This is a genomic window from Sphingobium sp. HDIP04 (genome assembly GCF_000445085.1).
GTDB classification, from domain to species: Bacteria; Pseudomonadota; Alphaproteobacteria; order Sphingomonadales; family Sphingomonadaceae; genus Sphingobium; species Sphingobium indicum.
On sequence record NZ_ATDO01000078.1, the window covers coordinates 158,311 to 176,066 of the forward strand.

Annotated in this window: 23 protein-coding genes; 4 read left to right on the forward strand and 19 right to left on the reverse strand. The window is 63.2% G+C overall.

The window, feature by feature from the left end; genetic code table 11:
* Window positions 1-9: 9 nt before the first annotated feature.
* Window positions 10-1,266, forward strand: a complete 1,257-nt coding sequence (locus L286_RS33935; RefSeq protein ID WP_020820886.1) for a tyrosine-type recombinase/integrase — start codon at window positions 10-12, stop codon at window positions 1,264-1,266.
* Window positions 1,267-1,285: 19 nt separating this feature from the next.
* Window positions 1,286-1,996, forward strand: coding sequence for a hypothetical protein (locus L286_RS33940; RefSeq protein ID WP_020820887.1), 711 nt, complete (start codon window positions 1,286-1,288; stop codon window positions 1,994-1,996).
* A gap of 184 nt (window positions 1,997-2,180) precedes the next feature.
* Here the strand turns inward: L286_RS33940 and L286_RS33945 are convergent, their stop codons facing one another.
* Both L286_RS33945 and L286_RS33950 read right to left on the reverse strand, forming a co-directional pair.
* A complete protein-coding gene (locus L286_RS33945; RefSeq protein ID WP_020820888.1) occupies window positions 2,181-3,002 on the reverse strand; it encodes a DNA adenine methylase in 822 nt (273 codons plus the stop codon).
* A gap of 162 nt (window positions 3,003-3,164) precedes the next feature.
* On the reverse strand, window positions 3,165-4,343 hold the full coding sequence (locus tag L286_RS33950) for a tyrosine-type recombinase/integrase (protein WP_020820889.1): 1,179 nt from the start codon (window positions 4,341-4,343) through the stop codon (window positions 3,165-3,167).
* Window positions 4,344-4,516: 173 nt separating this feature from the next.
* On the opposite strand from L286_RS33950, the gene L286_RS48465 reads away from it, so the two are divergent.
* Entirely contained in the window at window positions 4,517-4,864 is a 348-nt protein-coding gene (locus tag L286_RS48465; RefSeq protein WP_125445791.1) for a hypothetical protein, read from the forward strand.
* 242 nt (window positions 4,865-5,106) lie between these two features.
* Here the strand turns inward: L286_RS48465 and L286_RS48955 are convergent, their stop codons facing one another.
* Genes L286_RS48955 through L286_RS33965 form a run of 3 tightly spaced genes read right to left on the reverse strand, consistent with a single transcriptional unit; the run spans window position 5,107 to window position 6,001 of the window.
* Window positions 5,107-5,244 carry a hypothetical protein gene (locus L286_RS48955; protein WP_020820891.1) on the reverse strand — a complete coding sequence of 46 codons (138 nt, stop codon included), beginning with the start codon at window positions 5,242-5,244 and terminating at the stop codon, window positions 5,107-5,109.
* A complete protein-coding gene (locus L286_RS33960) occupies window positions 5,241-5,825 on the reverse strand; it encodes a glycoside hydrolase family 108 protein (RefSeq protein ID WP_020820892.1) in 585 nt (194 codons plus the stop codon). Before L286_RS33960 ends, L286_RS48955 begins: the two co-directional genes overlap by 4 nt.
* A gap of 5 nt (window positions 5,826-5,830) precedes the next feature.
* Complete coding sequence (locus L286_RS33965; RefSeq protein ID WP_020820893.1) at window positions 5,831-6,001, reverse strand: hypothetical protein; 171 nt, start codon at window positions 5,999-6,001, stop codon at window positions 5,831-5,833.
* A gap of 271 nt (window positions 6,002-6,272) precedes the next feature.
* On the opposite strand from L286_RS33965, the gene L286_RS33970 reads away from it, so the two are divergent.
* Entirely contained in the window at window positions 6,273-7,220 is a 948-nt protein-coding gene (locus tag L286_RS33970) for an acyltransferase family protein (protein ID WP_020820894.1), read from the forward strand.
* Here the strand turns inward: L286_RS33970 and L286_RS33975 are convergent.
* The 14 genes from L286_RS33975 to L286_RS34025 form a co-directional block, all read right to left on the reverse strand.
* Window positions 7,183-8,628, reverse strand: coding sequence for a LamG domain-containing protein (locus L286_RS33975; RefSeq protein WP_020820895.1), 1,446 nt, complete (start codon window positions 8,626-8,628; stop codon window positions 7,183-7,185). The genes L286_RS33970 and L286_RS33975 overlap by 38 nt on opposite strands.
* On the reverse strand, window positions 8,625-9,152 hold the full coding sequence (locus L286_RS0124495) for a hypothetical protein (protein WP_020820896.1): 528 nt from the start codon (window positions 9,150-9,152) through the stop codon (window positions 8,625-8,627). The genes L286_RS33975 and L286_RS0124495 overlap by 4 nt, the downstream gene beginning before the upstream one ends.
* Before the next feature lie 11 nt (window positions 9,153-9,163).
* Window positions 9,164-9,988 (reverse strand): hypothetical protein, encoded by an 825-nt coding sequence (locus tag L286_RS33980; RefSeq protein WP_020820897.1) that lies wholly within the window; start codon window positions 9,986-9,988, stop codon window positions 9,164-9,166.
* On the reverse strand, window positions 9,988-11,037 hold the full coding sequence (locus tag L286_RS33985; RefSeq protein WP_020820898.1) for a hypothetical protein: 1,050 nt from the start codon (window positions 11,035-11,037) through the stop codon (window positions 9,988-9,990). The genes L286_RS33980 and L286_RS33985 overlap by 1 nt, the downstream gene beginning before the upstream one ends.
* Window positions 11,034-13,754 carry a hypothetical protein gene (locus L286_RS33990; protein ID WP_020820899.1) on the reverse strand — a complete coding sequence of 907 codons (2,721 nt, stop codon included), beginning with the start codon at window positions 13,752-13,754 and terminating at the stop codon, window positions 11,034-11,036. The genes L286_RS33985 and L286_RS33990 overlap by 4 nt, the downstream gene beginning before the upstream one ends.
* A 9-nt stretch (window positions 13,755-13,763) precedes the next feature.
* The gene (locus L286_RS0124500) at window positions 13,764-14,123 is read right to left on the reverse strand and encodes a hypothetical protein (protein ID WP_020820900.1); all 360 of its coding nucleotides are present in this window, start codon (window positions 14,121-14,123) and stop codon (window positions 13,764-13,766) included.
* A gap of 92 nt (window positions 14,124-14,215) precedes the next feature.
* On the reverse strand, window positions 14,216-14,632 hold the full coding sequence (locus L286_RS33995; protein ID WP_020820901.1) for a hypothetical protein: 417 nt from the start codon (window positions 14,630-14,632) through the stop codon (window positions 14,216-14,218).
* 107 nt (window positions 14,633-14,739) lie between these two features.
* On the reverse strand, window positions 14,740-15,210 hold the full coding sequence (locus L286_RS34000) for a hypothetical protein (RefSeq protein WP_020820902.1): 471 nt from the start codon (window positions 15,208-15,210) through the stop codon (window positions 14,740-14,742).
* Between the two features lie 87 nt (window positions 15,211-15,297).
* Window positions 15,298-15,693 carry a tail completion protein gp17 gene (gene gp17, locus L286_RS34005; RefSeq protein WP_020820903.1) on the reverse strand — a complete coding sequence of 132 codons (396 nt, stop codon included), beginning with the start codon at window positions 15,691-15,693 and terminating at the stop codon, window positions 15,298-15,300.
* Between the two features lie 5 nt (window positions 15,694-15,698).
* Complete coding sequence (locus L286_RS34010) at window positions 15,699-16,262, reverse strand: HK97-gp10 family putative phage morphogenesis protein (RefSeq protein ID WP_020820904.1); 564 nt, start codon at window positions 16,260-16,262, stop codon at window positions 15,699-15,701.
* The gene (locus L286_RS47470) at window positions 16,259-16,462 is read right to left on the reverse strand and encodes a hypothetical protein (RefSeq protein WP_020820905.1); all 204 of its coding nucleotides are present in this window, start codon (window positions 16,460-16,462) and stop codon (window positions 16,259-16,261) included. Before L286_RS47470 ends, L286_RS34010 begins: the two co-directional genes overlap by 4 nt.
* Entirely contained in the window at window positions 16,459-16,812 is a 354-nt protein-coding gene (locus tag L286_RS34015) for a phage head closure protein (protein ID WP_020820906.1), read from the reverse strand. Before L286_RS34015 ends, L286_RS47470 begins: the two co-directional genes overlap by 4 nt.
* Window positions 16,809-17,342, reverse strand: coding sequence for a head-tail connector protein (locus tag L286_RS47475; RefSeq protein ID WP_020820907.1), 534 nt, complete (start codon window positions 17,340-17,342; stop codon window positions 16,809-16,811). Before L286_RS47475 ends, L286_RS34015 begins: the two co-directional genes overlap by 4 nt.
* Window positions 17,343-17,345: 3 nt before the next feature.
* Entirely contained in the window at window positions 17,346-17,750 is a 405-nt protein-coding gene (locus tag L286_RS34025; protein WP_020820908.1) for a hypothetical protein, read from the reverse strand.
* Window positions 17,751-17,756: the final 6 nt, after the last annotated feature.

The window sequence follows — 17,756 nt, forward strand, 5'->3', positions numbered from 1 at the left end:
AGTCATCGCGTGCTGACCGATGCGAAATGCCGCACGGCCAAGGCCGCCGAATCCGACTACAAGATGACCGACGCGCTGGGTCTGCATCTGTATGTGACGAAGGCCGGCTACAAGAGCTGGCGATTGTCGTACAGCTTCCACGGAAAGAAGAAGCGGATAGTCTTCGGACCCTATCCCGAGATCTCGCTTCGCGAAGCCAGGGACATGCGGGACGAAGCGCGCCGCCTGATCGTGCGGGGCATAGATCCGGCCGTCGACCGCCAACAGAGGAAAGCCGCGGCGCTAGCAGCGACGGAAACGACTGTCGAGATCGTCGGGCGCGCCTGGTACCACGAGCGATCGGCCATGTGGAGCAAATCGCACTCCGATCGGACGCTCAACATGTTGGAGCGGGAGGTGTTCAAGCCGATCGGCAAACTGCCGATCACGGCCGTCACGCGCCCGATGATCGTACAGCAGGTCAAGGAAATCGAAGCGCGCGGCGCGCTGGAAATGGCGCGTCGCTATCGCACCACTCTGGCGTCGGTGTTCGACTATGCGAAGGGCATGGGCTACGCACTGGACAATCCGGCGGCCGAGAACATCCCCGTCAAATCTGCTCCGTTGAAGCGGTATCCGGCGCTGACGGAGATCGAGCGGCTTCGATCAATGCTCTGGAAAGTCGAGAACACGTCCGGCCATCCAATAGTCAAATTTGCGTCCCGCCTTATAGCGCTGACCGCCGTGCGCCCCGGCGCGGTGCAAGCAGCGCCTTGGTTGGAATTCGCGGATCTCGATCCAGACGAGCCGACCTGGATCATTCCTCCCGAGCGGATGAAGCTCTCGGTGCAGGAGAAATTGCACAGCCTGCTCGAACATCCTGTGCCCCTATCTCGGCAAGCCGTGGAGGTGCTGGACAGCCTTCGGCTGCTCACAGCGCATTCGCCGTACGCTTTTGCCAGCCCCAACAGCCCGAGGAAGCATATCAGCGACGCCTCTGTATCGAAGCTGTATCGCAACGCCGGCTTCACCGACGTCCACGTGCCTCATGGCTGGCGGAGCGCCTTCTCCACGATCATGAACGAGATCGCCATGAGGGAGGAACGGCCCGGCGATCGCATCGTCATCGATCTGATGCTGGCGCACCGACAGCCAGGAATCGAGCCGATCTACAACCGCGCCGCATACATGAAGCGGCGGCGGGAAATAGCCCAGGAATGGGCAGACTTGCTCCTGAAGGGTTTTCCTCCGGTTTCGTCAATCCTGTCGACGCCGCGGTTGGCGTAACCCAGCGGGAGGCCCGGGCATGACGGCCCGGACGTTCGGCGCGATCGCCGGCCGCCTCGTCGCCAACAAAAAGCCCGGCCGGCGCACCGAGCAGCCGGTCCGGCGCAACAGCTATGACGTCGACGATCGCCGCGCTCAAGTCTTCAGGCCGATCGGCGACGGAACAAAGGTCGGCGCCATGCGATGGCGCGACCGGTATCTGCAGGTGGCCGAGGAATATGATCGGCAGATGAAGAAACCCGGCGCACGCCACCCGATCGGCGCCAACGCGCTGCGCGTCCTGAAAACGCTGCTCTGGCTGCCCGGCCTGGACTTCAAGTCCGGTCGCCTTGAGCCGGCGATCGCCACCATCCAGGAAATGACGGGCTTCGCACGGAAGACCGTGGTGGACGCTCTGCGCCGGCTGAAGGAACACGGATTCCTGAATTGGGTGCGGCGCACCGAAAAGACCGGCAACGAGGACGGCCCGCGCGTGAAGCAGGCGACAAATGCCTATTTCTTCGATCTGGCTCGTCTGCACAAGCGCGCCCTCATGCGCCTCCAGCAGCTTCTGCGAAGATGCATGCCGCAACCCGACTCCCCCCAGTCTGACGGCCAGGAAGGCGCCAAAATCGCCTCTAAACGCGCCTACGACCCCATACTCGAAGGCGTTTTGGCTCGCATGGGCACGGCCTTCGAAGAGCCGAGTGCGAGTTCAGAGAGCGGTCGGAATCACGGGGAAGGAGATTAAGGGCAAAAGGTCTGCCTACGGCAGGCGCTGTTAGTGGACTAGCGACGCACCCTCACCTCGTCATTTGACACCCTTGGCGCTTCACCGCAGCGCCGAGGGCGGGGAGGCTGTGGCCTCCCCGCGTGCTCTCCAGGGGGAGCACGAGGTTGGGATCGCCCTCCCCCGCCCCCGCGGCGCCTGCGGCTCAGTCGAAGGCGAAATTGCTGATCAAAAGCTCCCCGGCCTTCTTGGCATTGTCCTTCGCGGAAAGCGTGTACGTCACATCGACTTCCCGCATGGGGAACGAAGAAAAGACCGCGCGCGCGCCTGCCGTATCATTGATCGAGAGAAGGAACTTGCCGCGGATCCCGGCGAGCTGCTCGGCCAGGCGCTGGAAATCGGCGCGATCGAAGACGCCGGCGCCATAATCGGTCTCGCAATCCCAATAGGGCGGATCCAGGAAGAACAGCATGCCCGGCCGGTCATAGCGCGCGATGAAATTTCCATAAGGCAGCTGCTCGATGACGACGCCGGCGAGCCGGTCGTGAATATCGGCCAGCATCGGCTCCAGCTTGGTGATGTTGAAGCGGGCGCCCTGCGTCTTGTCGACCCCGAACGCCCGGCCGGTGACCTTGCCACCGAAGGCCAGGCGCTGGACGTAAAGGAAGCGCGCTGCGCGCTGCAGATCCGTCAAAAGCGCCGGATCCTTGGCCAGCAGCCGGTTGAATTCCGATCGGCTGGCGACGCGCCACCGCATCATGTCGATGAAATAGGGATAGTGCTCCTGGAGCACGCGGAAGAACGTCGCAACGTCCCCCGAAATGTCGTTGATGATTTCGGCCTTCGGCCGGGTCGATCGACGAAGGAATATCCCGCCCATACCGACGAACGGCTCAGCATAGCCGTCATGTTCGTCGCGATCTATGATCGCGCAGATCCGGCGCGCCAGGTTGCGCTTGCCGCCCATATAACCAGCGGCCGGCGCGACGGGACGAACAGAATCGACAGAATCGGTTGACGAATGCATGGGAATTTCTCCACTTATCCCTGCCCGTATGCGCGGGTGCGGGGCGGCCAGTCGGCCAACTGTGTCGTGGCGAGTGCCTGCTCGTCGGTTTCCGGTGGAGAAGACCGGCAACCCCCGCTCCCGGCGCCGATCGGCGGCTGGGGCGACGGGAAACACATTAAATTATGTGATCAGCAATTCTCCCCAGCGCTGGAAGAGCTCGCGCCGGCGGTCGAGCAGCTGGGCGCGATTGTATGCGCCCTCGCTTTCGCTTTCCCCCTTCGGGGTGTGGGCCAGCGCCATGTCGATCGCTGCGCGATCGCTGCGGAAGAGTTCGTTCAGGATAGTCGAGAAAGTCGCCCGCCAACCGTGCGGCACATGCCGGCCAGCATAGCCAGCGCGAGCATAGAGCGCGCCGATCGCCGCCGGCCGGATCGGAAAAACGAGCGAGGAATGGGTATCATACCCATTCTCCTTTACCGCCTTCAGCACCGCGACTGCCGCGGCCGAGAGCGGCACCAAATGGTCGTTCGCGCGATCGCCCTTCTTTGCCCGCGCCAGTTTCATGCGCGCCGCTGGCACGCGCCATAGCGGCGTATCACCGTCCAGGCCCTCGAACTCGTCCCAGGTTGCGCCCAGCAACGCCCCCATCCGGACAGCCGTCAATGCCAGGAATAGGGAAGCGAGCCGCACGATCGGCGGGCCGCCGGCGCGCTCGGCCGCATCGAGGAGCCCGCGTGCGTCCTCAATCGACAACAGCGCAGGCTGGCGCCTGGTCGGCGCCGGGGCGCGCAGCGCCTTACCGACAATGGCGGCCGGATCATTTTCTACCAGGCCCTCCGCGATGGCGAACGAAAACACGGCCGAGATCCGCTGGCGGATTCGCCGCGCGGTTTCGATCGAGCCGCGGCGTTCGACATCGCGCAACACCTGCAGGACCGCCGGCGCGCCGATCGCGCCGATCGGCAGGGTACCGATTTCCGAAAACACGTCGCGCGCCAGGCTGTCCAGGACGTCGGCCGCGTGCCGATCGGTCCATCTTTCCAGCTGCAGGGCATGCCATTCACGCGCCACGGATTCGAACGTGCGGATCTGTCGCGCCGCTCGGTTCGTTCCCGAAGGATCGACGCCCTGGCCGATCAGCCCCCTCGCCTCCTCCGCGCGATCGCGCGCATCGATCAGCTGCACGTCGGGCCATTGCCCCAGGCAGAGCAGCTTCTCCCGCCCATCGATGCGATATTTGAGGCGCCAGCTCCGCAGGCCGCCAGGCGTGACGAACAGGAACAGCCCCCGTTCGTCGAACATCTTGTAGGCGCGCGATCGCGGCCGCGCGGCTTTCACCGCGGCGTTGGAGAGAGGCATGGATCCTCGCTTTGATTTTCGATGCTGGAAATGAGGGTGTTTTGGGCTAGACTCGCGCCATAACCCACGGCAGGGACGGGGTGGCGACAGGATGGATACGGCTCGCGAGGCCCTCGGTCTTGGTCGCTTTTGGGCGACCTAATCCACCCCATTTTGTAAACGGAAGAGCCACAATGGCCGGATCAATAGTCGAGCAGGCCACCCGAGCGGCTGTCGCTGAACTGTATCGCCAGGCCGAAAAGGGAAAGCCTGGTCCGTATGTCGACGACGAAGCCGACAAAGGCATCCAGGGCGTTATCGTCGACGGAATCGTCGACATGGTCGCTGTTACCCGCGCTGTCCTTACTGCAATTCGGGAGCCGAGCGCCGCCGTCCGCCAAGCCTTGCGCGACAATGTGCCGGTAGATGGCCACGAATGGGACTATGTCGAACGGGAAGAGCTGTCAAACGGACGGGTTCTCGACCCCGAAGCCGATTGTTGGCGCGCAATGATAGACGCTATCCTCCAAGAAGGCGGATGACCTGCCCTGGCACCGTTGCTAAAGTGGCGTTGGCGGCCGGTGCGTGAGCCGGGTTAAACGTGAGCCAATGCAAGACTCTGGGGCCTTAAAGGCATTGGGATTGTTGACCCCGGAGCCGGAAGTTCGAATCCTCCTCGGCCGCCACATGACGGACAACCCCTCCGTCGCGCAATCGGCAAAAGTAGCGGTTTCGCGCCATTTTCCGCCGACGCGGAAAATGGGCGATACCCCACGCGATACCCCTATTCGGCGGGCGTCGGCGGATCCTTCCTCGCGGCTTTCTCCTGCACCTTGCTGAGCCGATCGACGGCTTCCTGGGCCAGGGCGGCCGCGACGACGCGGCCGAGCCAGGACGCGATCTTTCCAATGCGAATTTTCATGAGCACTTCTCCCTTGAAACATTGCCGATACGGCGGTTGACCCAGCCGCGGTGAAAGACCTTCAGGGCCGGGTTCACGCGAATGAGCCGGTCATATTCCGCCCGCTGTTTCGCATCGAGGCGGTCCAACATGGCGATGCACAGCCGGGTGCTGCCGAGCCTGATCTGGCATGAGCTGAAGGTGCCGATCGTCGCCGGTCCCACCCGGCCGTCGACCTTCAGCCTGGTCGCGCAGATCTCGTTGATCGATTCCTGGAAGAACCGGCCAGGCCGGGCCTGGCCCATATTGACGGTCGTATCGAACAGCTCTTCGGTCACCGCAGCGTCGATCGGGATCAGCGGCGCGTAACCCGGCTCTACGAGGTAGCCCTGATAATAGATGCTCTCCGCCACCGCGCGAGGCAGCTGGCGCATGGGCCCCGTATAACCGCGCTTCCGCGCGACATCGACGGTGATACCCATGTTCGTCTCACCGCCAGGATCGCTTCGATGGTTCACATAGCCGCCCTCCAGGTCGATCGTGGGCGCAATGATAGCCAGCGCCGCAGCGCTAACCGCAGCGGCAATCTTCAGCTTGTTCATGGGAGCTAGTCCTTCCGGCCGGTCAGCCGCTTGCAGGTTTCGGTTTCCCAGATCCGGATGGCCGTCCAGATGATCGTCATGCCGGCAGCGATCGACGGCAGGAGGTTCGCGAACGTGCCGACCAGGACGCCGATCGACAGCCCGTCGGCCGCATGCTTGAGGTCAGCCTGATCCATCCAGTTCATTGCTTTGCTCCCGATAAAAGGGGGCGCCGAAGCGCCACATTTCCGATTCCCCGGAGCTACGGTTGTCCGCCACCCGGTTACTTTAAGTCCCCATCACAGGACCGATGATCCCTGCCCGGGCCTGGAGCCGGTCCTGGCCGCTGGTGCGCCTTCTTGCTAAATGTCCAATTCTGAATGATTAGGTGTAGCTCGCTTGCCCGTGTTGACGACTGGCAAAGGCTCTTAGTTGAACATCAACTTGGCGCTGTAAGGATGCGCTCTGATGAATGACCGCTTGACTGGCCTGGATACGCTCAGGGGAATTGCCGCACTGGTGGTTCTCTACATGCACGCCATAGGTTTCGCCGGTGGGCATCTCGCGGTTGATTTCTTTTTCATGCTTTCCGGCTTCGTGATGGCGCGCACATATGAGCACCGCCTTGCAAGCGGGAAGATTTCGGCCACAGACTTCTTGCTCGCACGTTTCAGGCGGCTCTGGCCCTGGATGGCAGTAGGGGCGACCCTTGGACTGCTCGTCCACCTTTATGCATACGGCCCGACCGCAGCGGTTGCGCTGACATATGTCGGCGCGCTGACATTGCTCCCGATCAGCGCAGTGGCTCCTTATCTCCTCAACCTGCCCGCATGGTCGATCTTCTATGAACTGCTCGCCAATGCCCTGCACGGCGCGATTTTCGCCAAGTTGGATACGAAGCGCTTGTGGGGCCTGTTCGGGGTGGCTGTGGCCGCGTTCCTGGCCGCATACTGGTTGATCGGATACCCGCGCATCCTTCCGGCTACCTCTCTTGCCATGCAGGTCGCTGTGATATTCCGGGCGCTTACGGCCTATCTCATGGGCGTTCTGGTTTTCCGCCTTTTCGGAGAACGCCCGCCCGTCGATGTTCCGCTCTGGGCCGCTGCTGCTATGCTCCCCGCCTATTGTGTGGTCGTAGCGCTTTATCCATTCCCAGGCTGGCCGCTGCCGTTCTTTTTCCTCTGCGGCCCCTTGATGCTAATGACAGGCATCCGATCTACAGGGAACAACCCTGCGTCCTTCTTGGGCGACATTTCGTTCCCGCTGTACGCCATCCATATGCCTGTGCTGCACCTCGCGGGGCTGCTCGGCGCCCCTCATTTGGCAGGTGCGGCGGTTGCTGTCGGGATAGTCAGCCTATGGCGCGCCCACACACACATTAGGCCGCGAGTGGATATGGAACGCTCGGCGGCGTGAAGCCCGAAGTGCTGTATCGAGTGTGACCAACCGTCATCCGCAGGAAGTTGAGGTTGCCGCGCATGTATCGGGTGGTGTTTGCATTGTCATGGCCTATCTGGAGCGGCTCCGCGCTTTCCGTTCGCGTGCCAGTATAGGTGCCGTTGGCGTCCGCCGCGCCGTTGACGAACAGATAGAGTTTGTTGTCCGAGATCGTGCGGATCGCGCAGAGGTGATAGAGCGTATTGGTGGACAGTGTGGTCGCTCCGGTCACGGTCCCTACCGCGCTGGAGCCGTTGAAGAAGTCCCAGCGGAACTTACCGGCGTTGATACCGAAGTAGAAGTTGTTGCTGGTCCCACCTCTGCGCCCGATCATCATGTTCCACACCGCGCCATCGGTGTGTTTAACCCATGCTTCTATGCAAAAGTCCTTGCCCGCCAGTAATAGGTCGGCGGAGTAGGTGCCGCGCACCCAGTTGGCATCGGCGTCGAACTTGATGGATGGGACGCCATTAACGTTGACGCCGGTGTCGTTCTCCACCGCGCCCTGCGCCGTCAATCTGCGATCCTTGGGGCTATAATCGCGGAACGACTGGCTTCCATCCGCGCCTTCGCCCCACAGGACGAGGCGGGTATAGCGGAAATAGGGGTCCGAGGTCGTGCCGCTGGTGGCCAGAGGTAAAGCGTGACGGGTGTAGACCGTCTCTGAAACCATCCTCGCCTTACCGCGAGTCAGGCGGATTGCTGCAATGCGACCGTCAAGAAATTCGGTGTCCGCGCCCTCAAAACGATGTGATCCTATGCGGAAATTCTGCGTCGTTGATGGAACGGTTGATCGCGTGGTGCTCGCTACCTTGGCCTTGAACACGCCATCGATATAGAGGCGAATATAGGAACCGTCCCACGACCAGCCTATGTCATGGGCTGTCGCGGCGGCGGGCGTCCAAGCAACCTTCGCTTCATACACCGTACCAGCGTTCAACCCGCTCGGTACAACCTGCACCATCAATTCGTGTGTGGTGCCGTCATAAACCAGTCGCCAGTCTCTGGCGTTGTCAATGGTCTGATGGTTGTCAAAGCCGCAGATAAATTGGCGCGTTGAGGTGGAGTCTATCTCTAGGCCGAACACCTCACAGGTGAACTCACTGGTGGGCGTGAAGTCGAAGCTGTCGCCCGACAGACGGGGAACGACTACAAAATCGGTCGTCCCGTTCAGTTCTAGCTTGTTCGACTGAATCTGCGCGCTGCCGTTTGCCGTGATGGAGCCATGCGCCCAATCGCTCGCATCGGTGAAGCTGGTTGACCCATTCGCACCGCTGAAGGTCATCATCAGCGAATTGTGATGGAAATAGGGATCGTCGGTCACGACGACAGGAGAGGGCGCAACCAACCCTGAGGAGAATCGATAGGGCGCGACCATCATGCTCATGATTGATGGCCGATCAGATAGACCTTAAGCCCAGCCCCAGCGATGGTCGAACCCACCCCGTCTATGTCGATGGTTATCTCCGCGTCGTCAGCCAGTGCGCTATCGGAAATGACGGCTGGCGTTGCCGCCGTGGAGGAGGTCTTTTCACTCGCATCAATCGTCAGTTTGGTCGATAGGATGGACGATCCACCCTCGTTAATATCAACCGTCAAAACCGATCCGGTGGGCGCTGTCGTGACGCTTGCCCGCACCCCCGTCAGCGTGAAAGCATAGGGCATGCGGAAGGTGATCTTGGCCGCGCCAACGGTCAGCGCGGTCGTTTCGTCCGAGCAGGCCACGATAAGAGATTCCGTGCGCGTTTCCGGCGTCAGCCCCAGGCTGTTGATATAATCACCGAACGCATTGATCTCCGTGACCATCTGCGGCAGGGATTCTACAAAGGTCTCCGCCGTTCCCGAAAAAGTCGTCGGGCTTTGCGACCGGAGCGGCGGATCGGGAAGTTCGGTGATTGTCGGTGCTGGCATCCGTCAGTTCCTCAATTCCCAAAGCCAATGACGATTGGCGCGATGCCGTCCGTCCAGTCGCCGCCGCCATAGCGCTGCATCTGGAGCGTAACGGAGGCGGCGCCGGGCGTGCCGACAAGCTGGTAGGCCATGTCCGCCGCGATCCCGGACGATGCGATCTTGGTTCCCGGCAATGCCCAGAGACATGCGGTCGGAAATGTGACCGGCCATGTCAGCGATGTCGTGCCCTCGGTGGTGGTGAAGCTGCTGCCCGTCACCATCTGGAGATAATAGGTCGAACCCTCGATTGGGATGCCGACCGCCATCCCGTTGGCGTTGCTGGTGAAGGATAGTCCCGCCTGCGCACCCAGCGTCGTTCGCGCCGCCCCCGCATCCGCGTCATCCAGGAGGCCCATGATGAAGGACGAGACGGCGCTCTTCAACAGATATTGTGCGTGCGGATCGCCCGCCGCGAGATGGGAAGCAATCGCCACCGCAGCCGTCCCGGCGACATCTACGTTGAGCGTCGTTCGTGCCGCCGCCGCATCCGCGTCATCCAGGAGCGAGCGGGCGAAGGACGTCAGCGTGGTCAGAGCCGATGTGGTGGTTCCCGTGAAATAGGCCAGCTTGTCGGCCGCCGGCGTGAGCCCCGCCAGCGCCTTCAGGCCCGGATCGGCATAAGCAGGTGCCGCAGCGATCAGTGCCGCCGCCGTCTCCAATTCCGTCTTGAAGACGTTGAGCTGCTCGGAGAACGTCTGCATCGCGACAACGAAAATATCGGCGAGGTCAGCGAATGAGTCCGGATCGCCATCCCGTTGGGGCGGGTTTGGCAGGGTATCGATCGCGCTGAATGGCATCAGACAAGCCCTTCAAGTTCAAGCATGAGGTAGGATTCGTTGGGGCCTGCGAACTGCCAGGACCAATCCTTCATGAAACCGAAAATCCATGTGGATCGGTAGTTCTCGACCCCCACAATGACGATGGGTGTCGCGCGCAGCGGCTTCAGGAAATTGGTGATCGCATCGACCTGGCGCTCGTCGACGGACGTCTTGTAGGATCCGCGATTGGCATAGCCGCGCTCGACGATGGTGAAGGCGCCGAACTCATCAGCCTCCTTGCGGCTGTAATCCTGAATCCCTATGGAGGACGGATAAACGAGACGTCCTATATCGCGTGACAGGCCCGCCGCGACCGTGCCGACCTTGGCAATCCCATTTGGCTCGGTGACGATCACCCGGATGGTGGGATTGCGATTGACCGGCAAATCGGTGAAGGTCCAGTCGCCATAGCGCGACACGGGCAGGAAGAAATATTCCCACCAGTTCGTCACGCCGCCGCTGGACACCAGGCTGACCGTCTCATTGTAGATTTCGCCGTCTTCCGCCGTCGACATGATCAGCTGCACCGTGGCGGCGGTCATATTCAGCACCGAGACGGCGTTGACCCGCCCGGTGACGTCAAAGGTGACGTCGATGCTTTCGCCGTTCAGCGTCTGCGAACTGCTTGCCCGATCGAACATCTTGAAGCGGTTGGTCGGCCCAAGATCCAGCCACCACGACTGGTCGGTCAGGCTATGGCCGATATTGCCGGCCTGCAGGGACTGATAGGCATGATCGCTCGCCGTGCTGATGACGATGTGATCGACGGCATAGGTGGTGCCAACGTTCCACTCGGCATAGGTGTCGGCTAGATACAGCCAGAAGTTGCCATCGGTTACGGGGTTGCCGATATTGCCGCCGACCAGGCTCTCGTAGATTTTGTAGGTGAAGCCGTCGCCCTGGACTACGGAGGCCCGGTCGCCATCCGCATAGGTGGTGCCGCCAGCATAGGCCGCCGGCGGCACGTCGGGCACATTGCTGGCGACCAGGTTGGCTCTCGTCACCTCGGCCGGCGGGATAAGCCTCATGCGGCCTCCGTGAAGATCGGGGTGGTGGAATCGTTCTGAATTCGGATGCCTTCGCTGTCCCAGCGGCGGAACTGGCGCTGCACCCATTCCCCCTGTTCGACCAGGCGCTGCTGATAGACCGCCAGTTCCGCCTTCAGCCCGGAGAGGACATTGGTGTTCGCCGCGATCGCGTCGATCTGCATCTGTGCATATTCGACCTGGCTTTCGGCCGCGAATATGCCGCCATCGGTCGCCGCCAGAACCTCGCCCAACGCTCGGCGATATTCGAGCTCCGACGCCGCATTGGCGCGCGCGGCATCGAGGAAGGCCGTGGCGTCGCTCTGAAGCGCTGCCAGCGCATCCGCGTCGCCCGATCGCGCCGAGGAGGCCGTGGCGCGGAACTTGCTGGTGACGAATGCCAGGCTATCGCTGGTACCGCCGAGCAGCTCGTCCCTGAACGCCCGCAGATTGGCGGCCAGCGGCCCGAATTTCTCGATGACGCCGCGGGCATCCTCCAACTGGTAGATCATCGCCTGCATGGGGCGCAGGCTCCCCTTCATCGCCGCCAGCTCGCGCAGGCGGGATAGCGCCAGCGCATCCTGGTCGCGGCCGATCAGCTCCAGGAAGCGCGATTCCTGCGCGCTCTGGTTCGCCAGGTCATCAATGACCTTTTGCGAGGCCTCTTCCATGATGTCCTTTCGCTGCAGGGCGAGCAGCTGCTCGAGCTGCGCATATTCCTCCGTGGTGGCGCCGGCCTCCGCGAAGATTTCCCGCAACCCGTCGAACTTCTTGGTCAGCTGCTCCAGCGCATAGGCGGTAGGGTCCAGCCGCGCCCTGAGATCGCTGAACACCCCTTCGAACGACAGGGCCTTCGACAGCTTGGTCTGGAGGTCGCCGGTCGCCTGCAACAGCTTCTGCGTCGATGCGCGGATGCCGGTGATGGCGCCCCGCTCGATCGCGGTCTGGAGCGCGAAGGCGATTGCGCCCTCCACGTCATCGTCAAAATCGGTCGCGCCCTTCTTCTTCTTCAGCGACGTGCCGCCAGTGTTGACGCGCCAGTCGCCATGCCGCTGCCCGATGGTGATCCGGCCGAAATCGCCGATATCGCCGCCGAACGCCTCCGCGATCTGGTTGAGCGAGGACATGAAATTCTCGCCCACGGACACGGCGGCCTTCTCCGCCGTGCCGCTGTTGCCGCGAGAGGCGGAAACGCCGTCGGCCGAGAGGTCGACCGCGCCCCATTTCACCTTCTTGAACAGCCCGCCCACGACGCCGCCGATCAGCCCACCGGCAATGGAGCCGAGCGGACCGGCGAAATCGCCAAGCCCTTTCGTGAGGAATTTCTCACCCACCTTTCCGCCGATCGCGCCGCCGATCGACGAACCCAGTTCAGCGGTGGCGGACTTGTTGAGCCCGAACATCCCGGCGGCCAGATTGCCGGTGCCGGCGTCAGCCAGCACCGACGATAGGCCCTTGAAGAACTCGCTATCCTTGCCGAACACGTCCTTCAGTTCGTCGCCGATGGTCTTGGCGACCATGCGCCCGTCACGATCGACCGTCACGCCCACCGGCATGGAGAGCAAGGCGCCAATCGGCCCGGTGACGCGAGAAAAATCACCCGTGGCAATGCCGTGCAGCAGACCAGCAATGGTGCGGAACATCCCGCCCATCTGAGATATGGCGTCAAGTTGCTGGAGATAGATGTCCAGGATTTGACGGGCGCCCTCCCTTTCCGCCTCCTGGAGAGCCGCCTTTTCTTTTCGGGCCCTTAAATCAGCATCATTCCAGGTTTCCCAATCCTTGCCCCATTCCCGCTGGCGCTCGATCATGTCGTTGGCGAGCTTGCCGACGCCGCCCTGCGCCTCCGCACGGGCATCGCTGATCCATTTGACCAGCTTTTCATATTCTCGGGCCGCGTCCCGGGCAGCTTTCTCTGCTTCGCGCAGTTCCTTGTTATGCGCGCGCCTGGCGGCGGCCGCATCCTTTAGCGAGGCGGCATCCTGCTTCTGCAGATCATCGAGACGCTTTTGCGCCGCCACCGCTTTTTCAGTGCCCGCGATCGTAGCCTGGAGGTTGGATATCTGCTCGTCCAGGTCGCGACGGCGAAGCGCACGGCTGAGCATGTCGGCACGCGTGCCGCCCCTGGAGGCCATCGGGTCCGCGTCTGGATTGTCGCGCCATCCCTGCAGCTGGGCAAGCCGGACTTTGTTGAAGCCAATGTCGGCGGCCGTGGCGCGCCCCATGGCGTTCATCATGCGATTGAGGGCGGCCGTATAGATATCGACCTTCTTTGCTCCCTTTTCCGCGTCGTCACCGGAACTCAGGAACTGCGCGCCCAGGATCCCAAGCACGCTGACCGCCGCCATGATGGCAGCGCCCCACGGCCCCGCCAGGAAGGCCATGAACCCGGTCGCGGATCCGCGCATCATGCTGATAGCTGCGACGATCTGCGGTCCCTGCATGGCAAACGCATTCAGCACGCCCTTCAACACATTGCTGCTGCCGGCGGCCGACGTGATCTGGACGCCCAGATCCGAAAACTGGGCTGATAGCTGCTGAATCCCGGCCTTCTTCGCGCCGATCGAGGCGATATTGTCATTAGCCGCCCGTGTGCTCTTGCCGACGCCCGTCGCCATGTCGCCGACCGACTTCTGCACCTTGCGCATGTCTTCCTGCAGCTTGGCGATCTCGGCCACGATCTCGATCGAAAGCGTGCCCGCCGGAACACCACCCGCCATGCGCGCCTCCTATCGTTTCGTCTTGCCCTCACGGGCCTTCTGGTTGGCCGCCAGCCTGGCGAACATGCGCCGGAACTGGTCGGTGACCGCGGCGTCGTTATCGAGCCGCCCGACATAGGGCGGCGGGCAGTTGGGCTTCTTTGCCCACTGCATCTGGTGATGGAAATCGCGGGAGAGCCGGTGCAGCGTCCGGGCCTCCCACGGCGTTAGCTCGATTCCGATCAGCGATTGCCAGTCGCGGATCTCCGACCAGGCCAGGGAGGCCGGCCCCATGCCCGTGGCGCTGAGCGGCCCGACCTCGGACAGCCAGTCGACCAGATAGGGCGCCGGGTTATCGGGCAGGTCGATGGCGATGCCGTCGGCCCGCATGCGCTTGATGCGGGTCGGCGGCTTTTCGCCTTTGTGCCCGGGCGGAGCGTCGGGCGCCGTGTTCAGCCAGGCGAGTTGGCGGACGTAAAGGCTCAGCTCGTCGCCGAGCCCTTCGTAAAAGCCGACCAGTCATTGACCTCGCCGTCGACATGGTCGCGGATGAAGCCGAGCTCATCGTCTTCGTAGATGGCGCGGACCAGGCCCTTCGCCGCCGCGTCGGGATGTTCGATGTCGCCGTTGAAGCAGATGGTCACGCGGCACAGAAACTCGATCTGGTCTTTCAGGGCATTATCGAGCGCGGCCTCCATGCGGCCGCCATTCTTGCGCAGCAGCATAGCCCGCTTGCGATTCTTGTCTGCATGCGCCTGCTCCCACACCTTCGACGCGGGTCCATGCACGGTAACGGAGATGGGATTCCCGGCATCGTCCAGCATCGGCGTGCCGTCGCCGTTCTTCAGTTCGATGTCGCCGGTCTGACTGGCGCGCTTTTTCGAGATATTGAAGCCCATGGTACACACTTTCACGGAAGGGTGCCCCTGCCGCCTCCGTGACGGCGGCAGGGACAAAAAACCCCGCGCGAAGGCGGGGCGAACTCAACTCACGGGTTGTCAGGGGATCAGTCGGCCGGAACCGCGACGACGCCATCCTCGGTATCGCTGACGATGGTATATTCGATCGTCACGGAGCGGGTGGAGGCGGTGTTGACGTCCGAATAGGTCTTGGGCCCGCCCATGACCAGGGCGCGGGCATAGATCGCGCCGAACTGCGGGTGGTTGATCTTGACCGAATAGGCGCTATCGCTGTCGGTCGCGGTATCGACCAGCGCCTGTCCGGTGTCGTCCGGATCGATCGCATAGACGATCGTCTGCGAACCTAGCTGATAGCCGCCCTTGGCCTTCGCCATGCCGCGCGAGGCGACGAAATAGAGCGTCACCAGCTCATACACGCGCGAAGGGATCTCGCCCAGGTCGGTGACCTTGCCGATCGTCGTCCAGGTCAGGGCCTCATAGCCCGCTTCATTGTAAGTCGCCGGGGCTGCCGCGCTGAGCGCGATCGTCGTTCCGGCCGAGGTGGCGAAACCGTCCATATGTATACTCCAGACAAAAAAAGGCTCCCTGATGGGAGCCGGAAGCGCCCGTCACGGCGGGGGCGGTTCATTCCTCGACGGGAAGATCTATGCGTCCTGGGTATAGGTGACGCGGAAGTCCTGCGGCTGAATGTGGATGGCGGCGGCCTCGTCCATGAACCATGGCCCCTGCCCGTCCGTGCGCACGCTGACGCCGTCGATGCCGGCGACGATCGGCCGCTTGCCGTCGCCGGCGGACTTTACTGCCTTCAGGATGGCCTGAAGCTCAGGGAAGGTGCGCGCCATGACGGTTGCCTGCACCCGGTCGCTGGTGAAGCGCCGCGCCTCGTCCGGAATGAACTGCAGGTCGACGCTCGACACCGGCGCCACGCCGATTCCGGGCAGCTGCGTCCCCTGCGGCAGCACGCCGGCCATGATATTGTCGACCGCCACCAGCGCCAGGACCGCGTCGTCGGTCGTGAGCAGCTGCAGGACCGCAGCCACCCCGTTCATTCGTCGACCTCGTCCAGCCGCGCCGGCGCCGTGAAACCCGTCTTGTCCTTCAGGTAGGAGCGAAGCCGATCGGCGAAAGCGTTGATGGCGTCGTCCGCCTTCAGGTCCAGCGCTGGGCGGAGGAAGGGCTTGGGGGCGAAACCGGGGTGCAGCACGGCGCCCGTCACGAACTTGTCGCCGATCTTCATCGCGCCGGCGTGCTCCTCCGATCCTTCCCGGTTCAGCTTCTGCGTCAGCTTGCGAGAGGACAGGCCACTGTCACCGGCCCGGATGAAATGCGGGGCCACGCCATATTCGAAGAAATAGCCGAGATAGCTGTGGGATCCTGCCAGGCGGACCTTGATCGAGACCGTGCCGTCGTCCAGCGGCCGCGGGCTGCCCGTCTTGATCGACTTGGCCATTAGGCCGCTTTCGCGCGGGGCATCCAATCGAGCCTGGTCACGCACGGGCTTTGCGGCGGCCGTCAGGGCGGACCGGATGGCGTTCTTCTGCAAGCGGGCTGGGAAGGCCTCCAGAAAGGCGGCTAGTTCCCTTCCGCCCTTCAGATTGATGGTGGTCACGGCTTGGCTTTCCGTCTCGTCCGGGGACGGCTGCCGCCTTTCCGGCCATTGGCATCATGATCGAGCGGATCGACCGCCTTGATCACGCCGGCGCGGCGCAGCACCCGCTGGCGATGGGAGGGAACCGCCGCCGGCACGTCATCCCCGGCCGCGGCCCGGACCTTGCCGTCGTCATAGTCGATGGTGAAGACTGATTTCATGGTTCCTGCCCCACGGTGGAAAGCTCTTCGGCGACGAGCTCGATGCCCTCGCGATTGCCCAGCTCGGCCGGGCCCGATACGATCAGGAAGGTGCGGCCATCCCACGACAGCCGCTTGGTTGTGTCGACGTCGGTCCGGTACCGCATCCGCACTCGGCTCGGCCGTTGCGCCAGGTCGACCGCTTCGGCCACGCGCTCGGCGCGGGAGGGAAGCAAATCGCGGACCTCCGCCCACACGGATCCGAGCGGCACCCACTCCACTTGGACGGTATTGTAGGTCGGGTCGCGCGCCTCCGCGCGCCGCAGGATGGTCACCCGCCTGTTGAGGCGCAGCGCCACCACGCTTTTCACAGCCAGATCCTGTCGTTGACCGTCGCCTCGAACAGGTCGAACGGCGTGCCGTCGAATTTCGACCGCACCAGCATCTTCAGCGCCAGCTTCAGCGTGGCCGGCAGCGCGTCGGCCGCATAGCCGACCTGCAGGCGGACCGCGATGACGCCGGCGGCGGCACGGGTCGCGGGCCAGGAATAGCCGAACGCGGGCCGGACGCCCATTTCCAGACCGGCGCCGACAAGCTCATACGCATCCGCCGCAAGCGTGGTAGCTACGCCGCCCGGATCCTCATAGGCAATCGATACGATGGCGGAAACGGGCCCCACCTGAAGGTGCGACAGATCCGCGAACCGATCGCACCGAACCTCCACCACCTGGTCAGCCAACCGCGTGGCAGTGGTCCGCTCGATCTCCGCGACTGCGGCGCGCACATGATCTGCGATCTCGCCGTCCAGCTCGGTGCCATCATAGCGGAGGAAGAGCTTGACCTCCTCCAGGTCAATGACGTCCGCGGTGGGCGGCGTGATGACGATCGGCGCGCTCAGCATCGATCAGTCCTCTTCCGGAGGCGCGCAGAACCGTGCGAAACCGGCGTCCTTCAGCCGGCCGGCCTCGGTGACGCCGAATTGCCGCTTGTCGCCAGGCGAGAGCGAGAATTCCGGCCCGGAAAGGCCCGTTTTCATTTCGACCCACTGCTGCTCTTCCGGATCGGCCGGAATATCGGCGGGCGCATTTTTGACCGGCGCTTCCGGCTGCGGCTCGGGCGCATCGGCAGGAGCCTCCTGCACCTCTGCGACATACGTCACGGCATCGACGGGCGGAGTTTCGGCAGGCGCCTGATCGACAGGCGGATCGGCCGCCGCAGTCTCGGAAACGGGCGCGTCGGCGGTGGGAGTGGCGGCGACCGACGGCTTTGCAGCCGCCTTCGTCCGCGCCTGGCGGGTCTGTTTTGCCATGGAAGG